The sequence below is a fragment of the Rhizobium sp. SG570 genome (assembly GCF_012275345.1).
Lineage (GTDB): Bacteria > Pseudomonadota > Alphaproteobacteria > Rhizobiales > Rhizobiaceae > Rhizobium > Rhizobium lusitanum.
This window is the reverse complement of record NZ_JAAZQI010000011.1, coordinates 123142-136855: the sequence shown is the minus strand read 5'-3', so window position 1 is coordinate 136855 and position 13714 is coordinate 123142. Positions and strand designations below refer to the sequence as shown.

Genomic DNA, 13714 nt, shown 5'->3' with positions numbered 1-13714 from the left:
TCTGAGGTCAGCAAGAAACTCAATTCTTGAACACCAGGCAAGTGCCGCCCTGTTGCCGGACCTGCGTGCAAACGGCATCCGCCTCGGCACGCGTCTGCCTGCCGATACGCGCGGCAAAGCGGATGCGCCGGCCGAAATCCGCATTACGCTGACGCACGATCAGCGGCTTTTCCGCATTCAAGGGAGACTGCAACTTTCGGACATTTGTCGCGAACAGGTTGCGGGCGGCATTGACCTGGAAATGCTCTGCTAATTGAGCGCCCCAGGGCGCCCAGGGCCGCTCTTGCTCCAAGGCGACCTGCTTCAGCCGCCGACTTCCAGCAAGGGCAACACAGGATTGGACAAAGGGCTTGCCCTTCTCCAAGGCCGGCGCGGCGGCGTCGGGCGGTCCATCGCGCCACTCCTCGACCGTATGCGCGGTGATCGCGCTCACATAGCTGCGCGTCTCATAGGGAAGATCGCCGGAATTCAGAAAATTCGCCAAGCCCGCCTCGCCGGCATTGTAGGCGGCGGCGGCCAGCCCGAGATTGCCGAACCGGTTGCGCAATTCGTCGAGATAGGAAGCTGCCTTGCCCAGCGCTTCGAGCGCATCATAGCTGTCGCGGACGCCGCGAAGCTTTGCAGTCCCAGGCATGAACTGGGCAATACCTTGAGCGCCTTTCGGGCTGACGGCATCCGGCCGAAACGTGCTCTCGCGCCAGACCAGCCGAGCCAGATAATCCGGCGGCAGACGGTTGATGCGGGCGAAGTAATCGATAGCCGCACAGAGATCCCTGTTATAACTTTCCTTGCGAATGCAGAGCGTCTCGCCCGTGCGCGTGATCATCGGGCCGGAGACGCAGGCCGGTGGCGCAACGCTCCATTCCGGCTGCGCGCTCGCAGGGCGAAGGGCCGAAGCCACGACGACACATATAATGGCAAAGGCGACCACGCCGCCGACAAAGCCTGCTCGATGCTGCCTGCCTGCCATCCGTGCGATATCCGTCCAAGCCAGTTCGATCGCATAATTGCGATCTCTTCATAGCATCGATGGGCTGCAGCGAAAACCTTTGACGGCGTGATGTTGCTGCCGGCGATTATCCGGCGAGACGTCCGCCGCGCATGGGCTCCGGCGCACCCGTCGTGCCGGGGAAGCTGATCGGCAAGCCGCGCAGCACACGCACGGCCAGAAATGCAAAACATTCCGCTTCAACGGCATCGCCACGCCACCCGAGGTCTTCGGCAAAGATCGGCTCTACACCGGCGCGGCTTTGCAGCATCGACATGATCGTCGGATTGTGACGGCCGCCGCCGCTGACGACAACCTTCTTCGGTCGGTGTGGCAACAGATCGAGCGCCTTGCCCACGGCGCCCGCCGTGAAGGCCGAAAGCGTCGCAGCACCATCTTCAGGGCTGAGCCCATCCGCCATCGAAGCACCGAAATCGAAACGATCCAGCGACTTCGGATAGGGCTTGCTGAGATAGGGGTGCTGCAGCAACTTCTCGAGCCGCGCCTCGTCCACTTTGCCGGCCCGACCGAGCGCACCGTCGCGGTCCATCTCGCCGAGACCATGGGACTTGATGAAATCATTGAGCGGTGCATTGGCAGGGCCGGTGTCGAAGGCGACGAAATTGCCCTCGCCGTCCCACCACGTGATATTGGCGACGCCGCCAAGATTGAGGATAGCGGTCTCGCCAGCCGCGCCCGCGCCGCGCAGCAAGGCGGTGTGGTAGGCGGCGGCAAGCGGCGCACCCTGGCCACCGGCGCGCATATCGGCCGAGCGGAAATCATAGGCGACCTTGGTGCCGAGGATGGAACTCATCAACTCGCCATCCCCGAGCTGGCGCGTCTGCCCCAGCCGGTCCTTTTGCGGCGCCCGGTGCAGCACGGTCTGGCCGTGGAAGCCGACGATGCCGATGTCGGCCATGGTCATGCCTTGGTTCTCGACCAATTGCCTGACAGCCTCCGACTGAGCCCGCGTCAGGGCCTCTTCCGCCTCCTTGAAGATCGCCGGCTCGGGGCCGTCGAAATTCCATGCCCGCGCCTGCCGCAGCGTCTCCTCCAGAAGCGCCCGGATCCAGTCGGGATAGGGAGCCAGAACATAGGGGCCGAATTCCTCGATCCGCTCGCCATCCGTCTTCAGCATGGCAACATCGATATTGCCGTCGAGAACGGTTCCGGTCATCAGACCGACTGCCCAGATTGGTTCCATGATCAGGCTCCTAAGCTGCGTTGACGCGATCGCCGACAGTTTGACGAAGCGTCAGGATGCCACTGTCGAAATGGCGTGTCGGATGAATGCGGTTGGTGAGCAAGGTCCAGGCCCTGCCCTTGTCGAAATCGATCCAGAGGCCGGTGCCGGTGAACCCTGTGTGGCCGATCGTCTCCGGCGAGCACAGCGTCCCGCCGGACCAACAGTCATGGGCGCGCTCCCAGCCATGCGTGCGTGTGGCCGAAAGCGGTGCGCGCATCAGTGCGATCGAGCGGGCTGATGCGCCGCTGCCATCGAGCAAGCCCCCGGCAAAATCGAGGATTGCCGCTGCCGTTCCGAATAGCCCGGCATGGCCCGCACCCTGAAGAGCAGAGCAATTATCGTCATGGACTTCGCCCGACAAGACGCGATGACGCCACGTGCAGTCTTCCGTCGCGGCCGCCTGATCGGGCTCGGCGGAAAAGGCAAAGCCCCGCCCCGGGTCCATGGCGCGGATCGTCTGGCCGGTCAGGCGTTCGAGCGCGAAGCCGAGAAGAATGAAATTGATATCGGAATAGACGGGTGGGCCGGCCCGCCATTCGCGCTGCAGGATGAAAGCGCGCAATAGGTCCGGATCGCGGCCGTAGGTATAGATCGGCTCGACTGCCGGAAAAGGCGTCTGATGACCGAGGCATTGGCGAAAGGTCACCTTTCGCTCCCATGCCTCGGCGCTGTACTGACGCAGATCGGGCAGAAGTGTCGTCAGCGGCGCATCGAGATCGATGGTGCCGGCCTCCGCCAGCGCCAGGATGCGCGATGTGGTGAAAATGACCTTGGTGAGCGATGCGAGATCGAACCATGTATCGACCAGCATGGGCCTGACGCTCGGGACCTTCTGCGCCGAACCGACGGCACGTACCAGCCGGTTACCGTCGAGATCGACCATGCCCAGAACGCCGCCCGGAATGCGCGTTGACGCGACGGCCTGTTCGAGCGGCGCAAAGGCCCGATCGAAACGCTCCTCAAACTGCATACCCTCTCCCGCCATATCTCGCCTTCCCGCCGGCTTGCTTCAGGCTTCCGCCAGAGCGATGTGATCCGGCGCGAACCGGCGCCATTCCGGTGCTGCCGGCTCGAAACCGAGAGGACGCACCAACGAAGGAACCTGACGCGTGTCGAGCGCGAAATTCTCCTTTCGCCGCGCGACCGTCGGGACTGCCGAGATCAACCGCCTGGTATAGGAATGCTTGGGCTGCGACAAGATCGAGGCCGCATCGCCGATCTCGACGATCTGGCCGGCATAGAGCACGGCGATGCGATGAGCGATCCGCTCCACCACTGCCATGTCATGCGAGATGAACAGATAGGCGAGCCCATATTCGCGCTGGAGCTCTATCAACAGGTTCAAGACCTGCGCCTGAACGGAGACGTCAAGTGCGGAAACCGCCTCGTCGAGCACCAGCACGGACGGGTTCAGCATCAAAGCGCGCGCGATGCACAGTCTCTGGCGCTGGCCACCGGAAAACTCGTGCGGGTAGCGTTCAAGGGCATTTTCCGGCAAGCCTACGCGCTTCAGCAGCATGACCATCCGCTCATGCGTGCCTCCCGACAGGCGGCCACCGGCCGCGATCACCGGTTCGGCGAGAATGCTGTCGACCCGAAGTCTCGGGTTGAGCGAGGCGTAAGGATTCTGGAAGACCATCTGCACCGCGCTCGTGCGGTCGGCGGCCTTGCCGCCACTAGTCGTGAACGTGCCGCGCGTCGACTTGACCAATCCAAGGATCGCCCGCGCGGTCGTGGATTTGCCGGAGCCGCTCTCGCCGACGATCGCCAGCGTCTCGCGCGGCATCAGATCGAAGCCGACCCCTTCCACGGCATGAACCGCGCCGGTCGCACGACGCAGGAAGCTGCTCGACACCGCGAAACGGACGGTCAAGCCATCGACCTTCAGCGCCGGTTTGGTCTGAGATTCATCGCGCTGAAAATCCGTGCGCGCGGCACTCCCGGCAGCGAAATGCGGAACCGAATGCAGCAGATGCTGTGTATAGGGATGGATGGGATTATCGAGGATCTGGTTGAGTTCGCCCTGCTCGACCGCCTCTCCGGCCTGCATAACCATGACCTTGTCGGCAATGCCGGCGACGAGGCCGATATCGTGGGTGATGAAGATCATCGACATGCCGGTCTCGCGCTTCAACTCGGCGAGCAACGCCATGATCTGCGCCTGCACGGTCACGTCGAGCGCGGTCGTCGGCTCGTCGGCGATCAGCAGGCGCGGATTGCAGGCAAGTGCCGTCGCGATCATCACACGCTGAAGCATGCCGCCGGAAAGCTGGTTCGGACAATAGGTCAGGCGTCGAGCGGCATCGGGAATGCGCACACGATCCAAGGCATCCTTGGCGGCGGCCGTCGCTTGGCGGCCGGTCAGACCGCGATGCAGCCGAAACGATTCCTCGATCTGCGTGCCGATCGTCAGCACCGGATTAAGCGAGGTCATCGGTTCCTGGAAGATCATGCCGATCTCGGCGCCGCGGATCTTCGTCAGCTGTGCCTCGCCGGCCGTGGTCAGGTCGAGAACGCTGTTATCCGCACGTTTCAGCCGGATCGAGCCGCCAGTAATGCGACCGCCGCCGAAATCGACGAGGCGATTGATCGAAAGCGCCGTGACGGATTTGCCCGACCCACTCTCACCGACGATCGCCAGCGTCTCGCCGGCTTCGAGCTCGAAGCTGACTCCGCGAACGATGGGATTTGCTTCCGGATTGCGTCCGAAACCGACGCGCAGATCCGAGACCGACAGCAGTGGGCTCATACGGTGGACCTCCGCATTTTCGGATCGAGAATATCGCGCAGGGCATCGCCGAGCAGGTTGAAGCCGAGAATAGAGATCATGATGGTTATGCCGGGGAAGATCAGCAGCCAGGGCGCCGTTTCCATAAGGTTGCGGCTGTCACTCAGCATCAGCCCGAGCGAGGAGGCCGGCGGCTGCGTTCCCAAACCGAGAAAGCTCAGGCCCGCTTCGGTCAACAGCGACCAGGCGAGCGCCAGCGTCACCTGCACCGTCAGCGGCGCAACAAGATTGAGCAACAAATGCCGCGTCAGGATGTAAGACCTGCTACTGCCGAAGGTGCGGGCGGCATCGACGAAGTCGCGTCCCTTCAAAGACAGCGCCGGACCGCGCACGACGCGGGTAAAGATAGGCGTGTAGACGATCGCGATCGCCGCGACGCTGGTCCAGGTGCCCGGCCCGACGATGGCGATAATCAGGAGCGCTAGAAGGATCGCCGGGAAGGCCAGAAGCACGTCCATCGTGCGCATAATCACGCCGTCCCAGCGCTTTCCGGACCAGGCTGCGGTCAAACCGAGCACGGTGCCGATCAGGCTTGCGCCGGCCACGGACAGGAAGGCGACGGTGAAGGATTCTCCGATGCCGTTCATCAGCCGGCTTGCGACATCGCGGCCGAAGAGATCGGTGCCCATCCAATAGGTGAGATTGGGGGCATGCAGGCGGTCGATCCGGTTCTGCATCAATGGATCGTGTGGGGTAAGCCCCAGCATGCCGAGAATGGCAAGCACGATATAGATGAGAACGATGATGCCGCCGATCCGGCCGCTCATATGTCCCAAAATGGCCTTGACGATCCGCATCAACCCTCTCCCAGACGGACGCGCGGATCGAGCGCGACATAGGCGAGATCGACGAGCAGGTTGACGATCATGAAGTTGAAGGCGATGAACAGCACGCTACCCTGCACCAGGGCATAATCGCGCTGCAGGATGGCGTCGAGCACCATGCGGCCGAGTCCGGGCAGAGCATAGATCTGCTCGACGAGAACCGCGCCGCCGAGAAGATAGCCGAACTCGACGCCACTGAGCGTCACCACCGGGATCAGCGCATTCGGCAACGCATGCCGCCAGATGACGCCACGCGCCGGCACGCCGCGACTGCGGGCCGTGCGGACATAATCGTCACTCAGAACATCGAGCATGGCCGAGCGTACGACGCGCGTGACCGAGGCGGCGAAGGCGAAGCCAAGCGTCAATGCCGGCAGGATCATCTGGCCGAGATTGCCGAGCGGATCCCGCCAGATGGGCGTAAACTCCCCCATGGTCGGCAAGACACCGAAACCGGCCGACAAGGCATAGATCAGCAGAAGCCCGAGAACGAAATTCGGCGTCGATTGCCCGATCATGGCGACGATGCGCACGGCAAGATCGGAGAACCTCTCGTTTCGTGTCGCGGCAAAGACGCCCGCCGGCAGGCCGATGGCAAGCGCGATCACCATGGAGAGCAACGCAAGTTCGAGCGTCAGCGGGAAGCGCTCGAGGATGATGTCGAGCACCGGCTTGCCGTAGGTGACGGAAATGCCGAGATTGCCCTGGAATATGCCCAGGAGCCAATGCCAATACTGAACAGGCCAGGACTGGTCGATGCCGAAATAGGTGGCAAGGGCCTGCCGCTGCTCCGGCGTCAGCAGGCCCGCATTGGTTCCGAGCATCGCCGTGATCGCGTCACCCGGCACCAGCCGGATGGCGACGAAGACGAGGATGGATACGCCCAGCATGATCAGCGGGAATGTCATGAGCCGGCGCGTCAGGTATCCCATGGCACTTCCTCTAAATCTCGACTGCCGTCACTTGATCGAGACTTTGGCGAGGCCGAACAGCGAGCCCGTCGGCGTCGGCACAAAGCCCTGAACATTCTTCTGCTCAGCCGTGTAGCCATAAGCCGTGTAGAGCCAGATCCAGGGCGAGACTTCGGCGATGTGCTTCTCGAATTCGGCAAAGATCGCCTTGCGCTTGGCCGGGTCGGTTTCGACGCGCCCCTTCTGCATCAGGCTATCGAGCGTGTCGTCGATGTAATTGGCAACCTTCTGGAGATTGCCGGTCTTCGTCCAGTACCGGTTGTACATGGAGTAAGGATCGGCGCTGCCGCCGTTGAGCGCGACCGCCATGTCGAAATTGCCCTTCAGCCAGGTATCGACATAGACGTTGAGCTCCATCACCTTGATATCGAGCTTGATACCGATTTCGGCGAGCTGCGACTGGATGACCTGCGCTTCGGCTGTCGCCGTCGGCGGCTCGCCGGTGGCGGCGATCACGGTCGCGGAGAAGCCATTGGCAAAACCGGCATCGGCCATCAGCTTCTTTGCCTTCGCTACGTCGCGTGTATAGCAGAAAAGCTGGCCGGGATCGGTGGCGTAGAGCGGCATCGTCAGAGGCCCGGTCACCTTGCCCTCGCCGAGCGCGGCCGTATCCATCACGTCCTTGCGGTCGATGGCGCAGGAGATCGCCTGGCGCACCGCAAGCTGATCCATCGGCTTGCGGGAGGGATTGAGCTGCAGGACATTGTAGGAAAGCACCGGCGTGCGGGTGAGCTGCAGCTTCGGCTCCTTAGGCACCAGTGTCGCCACGAGCGGATCGTTCAGGAGCGCGAAATCGATTTGGCCGGTGCGCAGCGAGGCGAGGATGGCCGTTTCATCGGGCAGTACGCTGATGTTGATGCCGTCGACGCCGATGGCGCCGCCTGCCCAATCCTTGTTGGCGCTCAGCACTTCCTTGGAGTTCGGAACCCAGCTGTCGAGCTTGAAGGGGCCGGAACCGATCGCCTTCGTGCCGATGGTGCCGGCGGTAATTTCGCTCGCCGGAACAACCGCCGCATTGAGGCTGGTCATCGCCGTCAGGATCGGAACGTCAGGCTGCGACAGGTTGAACACAACGGTATTGGCGTCGGGCGTATCGATGCTCGCGATCGACAAGAAGTTGGCGCGGGCGACGGCGCCGGTCGCCTGGTCGAGGATGCGCTGGAAGGAAGCCTTCACGTCGGCCGAGGTCACCGGGGCGCCATTCTGGAACTTCGCCTTGGCGTTGAGCTTGAAAGTCAGCTGCTTGCCGTCGGGTGAAAACTGCCAGCTGTCGGCAATGCCGGGCACGATCTGCAGACTGCCATCGAGGCGAACGAGCGGCTCATAGATCAGTTCCAGCAGCCGGATGGAGGAAAAGGCCGTCTGCTTGTGCGGGTCGAGCCCGGTCGCATCCTGCGACCACGCCATGCGCAGCGTCGCTGCCTCAACCGGCATCGCGACCACCGCCATGCCAAGCCCCGCCGCCAGCACGACCCCCGAAATCAGTTTCCTTGCAAAATGCCCTTCCATTCCCAGCCCTCCGATTTTTTCAAATGTCCCCGGCCGATTTTGGCCAATTGATTGCTATCGCGGCGCGCCGCGATCTTCCCTTAAGCAGTCCTAGCGTTGATGGCCTTGCGCAGGAATCCGTCAGCGTTTTGCAATGCCGCGCGGGCTTCTTCAATGCCCATCCCGGTTATTTCCATGAGAATGGCAAGCTTGACGTCATTGCCTGTCAGATCGAGAACGCGGCGTGCCTCCTGCTGCGAGCAGCCGGTCGCCTGCATGACGATGCGCGCGGCGCGCGCCACCAGCTTCTTGTTGCTCGCGCTGACGTCGACCATCAGATTCTGATAGCTCTTGCCGATGCGGATCATGCTTGCCGTCGTCAGCATGTTAAGAATGAGCTTCTGCGCTGTGCCGGACTTCAGGCGCGTCGAGCCTGTCAGGATTTCCGGACCGACAACCGGAGAAATCGCCAGATCGGCGATGCCGGCAATAATGGAATTGGGATTGCAGGACAGGGCGACCGTAAAGGCGCCGATGCTCTTCGCATAGTTCAAGCCGCCGATGACATAGGGCGTGCGACCGCTGACGGCGATGCCGACAACGACATCGGCTGCCGTCAGATTGATGTCTCGCAGCGCCTGGCGTCCCTGCTCGGGATCATCCTCGGCCCCCTCGATCGAGCGCCGCAGCGCATCCGGCCCGCCGGCAATCAGGCCGATGACCATCTCCGGCGGCACGCTGAAGGTCGGCGGGCATTCGGAGGCGTCGAGCACGCCGAGCCGGCCGCTGGTCCCTGCCCCCATGTAGATCAGCCGGCCACCCTTCTGGAAGGCGGCGACGATCTGGTTGACGGCGGCGGCGATGGCCGGAATGACCTTTTCGACGGCGACCGGCACCGTCTGATCCTCATAATTGATCTCGCGCAGGATATCGAAGGTCGGCAGCAGATCGATATGCATCGTATTCGGATTGCGGCCTTCGGAAACCAACTGCTCCAGTTCGGATATCAACTTCTGCTCTGTCATGGGTCTGTTCTCGAACTAACGCTTCGACATCAATAGGTCAGGAGATGACAAGCCCGACCAATGAAGCATCGGACCCGCCCCGGCAAAATTCGGTTTTTCAACAAAACGGAAGACTGAAATCAGCCAGGATGCAGCCGGCCTTTTCGGCTTCGTTCTGCGCCCATTCCCTGTTTACCTTTATTAACACTATGTCCATTTATTCCTTCAGTCAATCACAAAAGGAATAAAATATTCCAATTTTGTTGCGCGAAAAACCGCCGCACCAACCTTCCCGTCAACGCTGGCGGATTGCCCTTCTGGCAAGGATGATGGCGCCCGAGACCGCATCGCCATCGATGGGCTTGAGGCTGCGGCGCACATCCGGCGCAAGCCAGGGCTCGAGCGGACTCGCCAGGCCGCCAAGCAGGCAGACGCGCGGCGCACCCTTCTCGAAAAGGGTGCGAACCAATGTGTCGATATGCCCTGCCGCGCTTTGCACGATGCGCCGCGCCACGGCATCGCCCTGGTCGGCGTGACGCAGAACCATCGGCGCAAGTGTCGCATAGTCGGTGGCGGATGCGCGATCCATCCAGGCCACCGCTTCCATGGGATCGTTCTGGAATCGCTGCATGATCTCGGCCAGCAACGCCGTCTTCTGCTCGCGGCCATCATGGGCGCGAAGCGCGAGCTGCACCGCATTCAGCCCGAGGTAAGCGCCACTGCCCTCGTCCGAGATCGGAAAACCATAACCACCGACCCGCAATTGCCGGCCCTCGACGAGACCGAGCCCGATCGACCCCGTGCCGGCAATGACGATTGCCCCATCCCGGCCGGAATGGGCGCCGAGGCAGGCTCCCTCGCCGTCGCTGACGAAGTCGATGCTGGCAAAGGGATGTTCTATGGCCCTGAGGGCCTCAAGCGCACCCTTGCGGCTGATACCGGCCAGCCCGACGCCTGCATGGATACGCTTGATATGCGTGGCGCTCAGACCCGCCTCCTCGATTGCGGCATCGAAGGCCCTGGCGATGGAAGCCCAGGCTTCCTCGACACCGAGCCGCGTCGTCGCGGGACCGGACAATCCCTGCCCCAGTATCGTGCCGGCGGCATCCTCGATGCGGGCGCGGCAACCGGTGCCGCCGCCATCGACGCCGAGGAAATAAGGAGAGGTTTCTGCTGCAGCGGTCATGACGTCAGCCGTTCGATATTGGCGCCGCAGAGGCGAAGCTTGCGATCAAGCTGCTCATAGCCGCGATCGAGATGATAGACGCGATTGACGATGGTTTCGCCTTTCGACACGAGCGCCGCCAGCACCAGCGAAACGGAGGCGCGAAGATCCGTCGCCATCACCTGCGCCCCCTTGAGCGGCACACCACCCCGTACCAGGGCCGTTGTGCCCTGCAGGGTGATGTTGGCTCCCAGCCGCATCAGCTCCGGCACATGCATGAAGCGATTTTCAAACACCGTCTCGCGGATCAGCGAGGCGCCCTCGGCGCAGCAGGCAAGAGCCATGAATTGCGCCTGCAGATCGGTCGGGAAGCCCGGATAGGGTTCGGTGGTGAGGTCGGCGCCCTTGAGCGGGCGGTCTCTGGAGACGACCAAGCCACGATCGCTCGGCCAGACACTGACGCCCATGGCCTCCAGCGCCTGTACGACCGAGGCAAGATTTTCCAACCGGGCATGGATGAGCTCGAGCTCTCCACCGGTTATGGCGGCGGCCACGGCATAGGTTCCCGCCTCGATACGGTCGGGGATGCCGTAGTGTTTGGCGGGACGCCAGCTGGTGTCGCCATCGATGAGGATGCGATGCGTGCCCGCCCCTTCGATCCGCGCACCCATGGCGCTGAGGCAGGCGGCGAGATCGGCAACTTCCGGCTCACGCGCGGCGTTCAAAATCTCCGTTTCGCCCTTGGCGGCGCAGGCGGCCATCATGGCCGTCTCCGTCGCGCCGACCGACGGCGAGCTCAGCACGATGCGGGCACCCTTCAGCCCATTGGCCGCCGAAGCGACGATCAGGCCGCTTTCGATCGCGATATCGGCTCCCAGGGTCGCAAGCGCCTTGATATGCATATCGACAGGTCGGGCACCGATGGCGCAACCACCGGGAAGGGAGACGCGCGCTTGACCGAAACGGGCAAGCAGCGGCGCCAACACCAGGACGGTTGCTCGCATGCGCCGGACCGTATCGTACGAGGTCTCCTTCGAGACGATGGCGCTCGGATCGATCGTCGTGCCGTGCGCCGCACGCGTGATCTTCGCCCCATGAAGGGCAATGACGCCAAGCATGTTCTCGACATCGCTGACGACAGGCAGGTTGGTCAGCTCCAGCGGATGCGGGCTCAAAAGGGCAGCCGCGATCTGCGGCAGGGCCGCATTCTTGGCGCCCGAAATCGTCACGGCGCCCTGCAACCTTTTGCCGCCAGAGATGCGAAGTCTATCCATGATCAGAACCCGTTGAAGAGAGGTGCGACGTCCCAGAGACTCCGCCGCCTGCTTCCTGCAGAAGATTATTCGACCATTCCAACCTGTCAACGGAAATTGGAATTTTTTATTCCAATTCTCTATGGTAACCTCTATCGCTCAAAGCATGGTTGCCCGGCTTCATCCGAATGCTATTTTTGGTCTGCTCGTGATGATGCGTGAATCGGCCCCGACGGCCCGAAGGGACAGATGTCTATCTTGAAGAAAATCAGTGCGCAGCTCGAGACCATGGCGCCTGCCGATCGCCAGATCGGGCAATTCATCGTCGAAAATCCCGACCAGATGTTGCGCCTCTCATCGGCGGCGCTTGCGGTCGAGACAGGCCGCAGCCAGTCGAGCGTCGTCAAGTTCAGCCAGAAGCTTGGCTATGCCGGCTACCAGGAACTGAAGCTTGCCGTCAGCGAGGCGAAAGCCCAGGAATGGCCAGCCCCGGCCGGCATGATCCACGGCACGATCGAAGTGGGTGACGGCTATCTCACGATCCTGCAGAAGCTGTTGGGCAGTAAATTGCAAGCCATGCAGCAGACCATCTCGGTCAACAATGAGGGCGATATCGACAAGGCGCTCGAAGCCCTTCACGATGCACGGCGCATCCATCTGGCCGGCGTCGGCGCCTCATCGCTGGTCGCCCGCGACTTTTCCTACAAGCTGATGAAGCTCGGCCGCAACGTCCTGCATGACAGCGACAGCCACGTGCAGATGGCCAATGCGTCGACGCTCGGCCCGGACGATCTGCTCTTCGCCCTTTCCTATTCCGGCACCAGCATCGAGACGCTGCGGATCGCCGAGCTCGCAAGCCAGCGCAAGGCGACCGTCATTGCCGTCACCGGACTTCAGGACAACCCGCTTGCCCGCGTTGCCGATATCCGCCTTCACACCGTCGGCGACGAGGATCGCGTCCGCTCTTCGTCGATCACGGCGCGCGATGCCCAGCTGATGTTGACGGATTTGCTGTTCATTCTGCTGGTGCAAAAGCAGCCCGATGCCCACGACTATGTCCACAACAGCGAAACCGCCGTTTCCGTGCTGAAGGCCAAACGCCTTTCGTAGAGACCGGTAAACAAGCTGTGACGGCTGCCACTCTGTACGGCAGGGATTTCCGGACGTAGCTTGCGAGCCCTTTCGCAATGCACCCGGAGACAATCTCATGGACCTTGGCCTCAAGGATAAAGTCGTTCTGATCACAGGCGGCTCGAAGGGCATCGGCTATGCCTGTGCCGAACTCTTCCTGTCGGAAGGCGCGCGTGTCGCCATATGTTCGCGCGCGCAAGCCAACATCGACAAGGCGCTTTCGAAGCTCTCCGGAGCGCACGGCTATGCCGCCGACCTGATATCCGATGAGCAGGCCCTCGCGGTCGTCGACAAGGTCGAGGCCGAAATCGGCCCCATCGATATTCTCGTCAACAGCGCAGGGGCTGCGGCGCGCACGCCGGCAGACGAACTGACCCCTAAGATCTGGCGCGCCGCGATGGATGCGAAGTATTTTTCCTATATCAACGTGATCGATCCCGTCATCAAACGCATGAGCATGCGCGGCTCGGGCGCCGTCATCAATATCATCGGCAATGGCGGCAAGATCGCCTCGCCCTTCCATCTGGCCGGCGGGTCGGCCAATGCCGCCCTGATGCTCGCAAGCGTCGGGCTCGCCAATGCCTATGCCGGCAAGGGCGTGCGTGTCGTCGGCCTCAATCCCGGCCTGACGGAAACGGATCGCGTCGCCGAAGGCCTGAAGGCGGCGGCGAAAGCTACCGGCTCGACAGAAGAGGAGGCGCTCGCCGACGCGCTGCGGCGCATCCCGATCGGCCGCATGGCAGATCCGGCTGATATCGCCAATGTCGTTGCTTTCCTGAGCTCGACCAAGGCAAGTTACGTTACCGGCGTCGTCATCAGCATGGACGGCGCACAAGTGCCGGTCGTTGTCTGAGCT

The 13714-nt window shown here is 62.4% G+C and carries 12 protein-coding genes; 2 read left to right on the top strand and 10 right to left on the bottom strand.

Annotation, left to right across the window (positions count from 1 at the left end):
• Window positions 1-19: 19 nt before the first annotated feature.
• The 10 genes from FHT28_RS21940 to murA form a co-directional block, all read right to left on the bottom strand.
• Window positions 20-970 (bottom strand): lytic transglycosylase domain-containing protein, encoded by a 951-nt coding sequence (locus FHT28_RS21940; protein ID WP_168597354.1) that lies wholly within the window; start codon window positions 968-970, stop codon window positions 20-22.
• A 106-nt stretch (window positions 971-1076) separates the two neighbouring features.
• The gene (locus FHT28_RS21935) at window positions 1077-2192 is read right to left on the bottom strand and encodes an anhydro-N-acetylmuramic acid kinase (RefSeq protein WP_168597353.1); all 1116 of its coding nucleotides are present in this window, start codon (window positions 2190-2192) and stop codon (window positions 1077-1079) included.
• A gap of 10 nt (window positions 2193-2202) precedes the next feature.
• Window positions 2203-3219 carry a serine hydrolase domain-containing protein gene (locus FHT28_RS21930; RefSeq protein WP_168597352.1) on the bottom strand — a complete coding sequence of 339 codons (1017 nt, stop codon included), beginning with the start codon at window positions 3217-3219 and terminating at the stop codon, window positions 2203-2205.
• Window positions 3220-3243: 24 nt separating this feature from the next.
• Window positions 3244-4983, bottom strand: a complete 1740-nt coding sequence (locus FHT28_RS21925; protein WP_168597351.1) for an ABC transporter ATP-binding protein — start codon at window positions 4981-4983, stop codon at window positions 3244-3246.
• A complete protein-coding gene (locus FHT28_RS21920; RefSeq protein WP_168597350.1) occupies window positions 4980-5819 on the bottom strand; it encodes an ABC transporter permease in 840 nt (279 codons plus the stop codon). The genes FHT28_RS21925 and FHT28_RS21920 overlap by 4 nt, the downstream gene beginning before the upstream one ends.
• Complete coding sequence (locus tag FHT28_RS21915; RefSeq protein ID WP_168597349.1) at window positions 5819-6778, bottom strand: ABC transporter permease; 960 nt, start codon at window positions 6776-6778, stop codon at window positions 5819-5821. The genes FHT28_RS21920 and FHT28_RS21915 overlap by 1 nt, the downstream gene beginning before the upstream one ends.
• A 27-nt stretch (window positions 6779-6805) precedes the next feature.
• Complete coding sequence (locus tag FHT28_RS21910) at window positions 6806-8326, bottom strand: ABC transporter substrate-binding protein (RefSeq protein WP_168597348.1); 1521 nt, start codon at window positions 8324-8326, stop codon at window positions 6806-6808.
• Window positions 8327-8406: 80 nt separating this feature from the next.
• The gene (gene murQ / locus FHT28_RS21905) at window positions 8407-9330 is read right to left on the bottom strand and encodes an N-acetylmuramic acid 6-phosphate etherase (RefSeq protein ID WP_037192321.1); all 924 of its coding nucleotides are present in this window, start codon (window positions 9328-9330) and stop codon (window positions 8407-8409) included.
• 274 nt (window positions 9331-9604) lie between these two features.
• The gene (locus FHT28_RS21900; protein ID WP_168597347.1) at window positions 9605-10495 is read right to left on the bottom strand and encodes an N-acetylglucosamine kinase; all 891 of its coding nucleotides are present in this window, start codon (window positions 10493-10495) and stop codon (window positions 9605-9607) included.
• Window positions 10492-11748: a UDP-N-acetylglucosamine 1-carboxyvinyltransferase gene (gene murA, locus FHT28_RS21895; RefSeq protein ID WP_168597346.1), complete on the bottom strand. Its 1257-nt coding sequence runs from the start codon at window positions 11746-11748 to the stop codon at window positions 10492-10494. Before murA ends, FHT28_RS21900 begins: the two co-directional genes overlap by 4 nt.
• A gap of 228 nt (window positions 11749-11976) precedes the next feature.
• Here murA and FHT28_RS21890 point away from each other — a divergent pair, with 228 nt between their 5' ends.
• Together FHT28_RS21890 and FHT28_RS21885 are read left to right on the top strand one after the other, a co-directional pair.
• Window positions 11977-12837 carry a MurR/RpiR family transcriptional regulator gene (locus FHT28_RS21890; RefSeq protein ID WP_037192326.1) on the top strand — a complete coding sequence of 287 codons (861 nt, stop codon included), beginning with the start codon at window positions 11977-11979 and terminating at the stop codon, window positions 12835-12837.
• Window positions 12838-12934: 97 nt separating this feature from the next.
• Complete coding sequence (locus tag FHT28_RS21885; RefSeq protein ID WP_168597345.1) at window positions 12935-13711, top strand: SDR family oxidoreductase; 777 nt, start codon at window positions 12935-12937, stop codon at window positions 13709-13711.
• Window positions 13712-13714: the final 3 nt, after the last annotated feature.

What these genes read in the sequence shown, in the direction of transcription:
- FHT28_RS21940 (WP_168597354.1), bottom strand. Translation starts at nt 970, where the DNA reads ATGGCAGGCAGGCAGCATCGAGCAGGCTTTGTCGGCGGCGTGGTCGCC.
- FHT28_RS21935 (WP_168597353.1), bottom strand. Translation starts at nt 2,192, where the DNA reads ATGGAACCAATCTGGGCAGTCGGTCTGATGACCGGAACCGTTCTCGAC.
- FHT28_RS21930 (WP_168597352.1), bottom strand. Translation starts at nt 3,219, where the DNA reads ATGGCGGGAGAGGGTATGCAGTTTGAGGAGCGTTTCGATCGGGCCTTT.
- FHT28_RS21925 (WP_168597351.1), bottom strand. Translation starts at nt 4,983, where the DNA reads ATGAGCCCACTGCTGTCGGTCTCGGATCTGCGCGTCGGTTTCGGACGC.
- FHT28_RS21920 (WP_168597350.1), bottom strand. Translation starts at nt 5,819, where the DNA reads ATGCGGATCGTCAAGGCCATTTTGGGACATATGAGCGGCCGGATCGGC.
- FHT28_RS21915 (WP_168597349.1), bottom strand. Translation starts at nt 6,778, where the DNA reads ATGGGATACCTGACGCGCCGGCTCATGACATTCCCGCTGATCATGCTG.
- FHT28_RS21910 (WP_168597348.1), bottom strand. Translation starts at nt 8,326, where the DNA reads ATGGAAGGGCATTTTGCAAGGAAACTGATTTCGGGGGTCGTGCTGGCG.
- murQ (WP_037192321.1), bottom strand. Translation starts at nt 9,330, where the DNA reads ATGACAGAGCAGAAGTTGATATCCGAACTGGAGCAGTTGGTTTCCGAA.
- FHT28_RS21900 (WP_168597347.1), bottom strand. Translation starts at nt 10,495, where the DNA reads ATGACCGCTGCAGCAGAAACCTCTCCTTATTTCCTCGGCGTCGATGGC.
- murA (WP_168597346.1), bottom strand. Translation starts at nt 11,748, where the DNA reads ATGGATAGACTTCGCATCTCTGGCGGCAAAAGGTTGCAGGGCGCCGTG.
- FHT28_RS21890 (WP_037192326.1), top strand. Translation starts at nt 11,977, where the DNA reads ATGTCTATCTTGAAGAAAATCAGTGCGCAGCTCGAGACCATGGCGCCT.
- FHT28_RS21885 (WP_168597345.1), top strand. Translation starts at nt 12,935, where the DNA reads ATGGACCTTGGCCTCAAGGATAAAGTCGTTCTGATCACAGGCGGCTCG.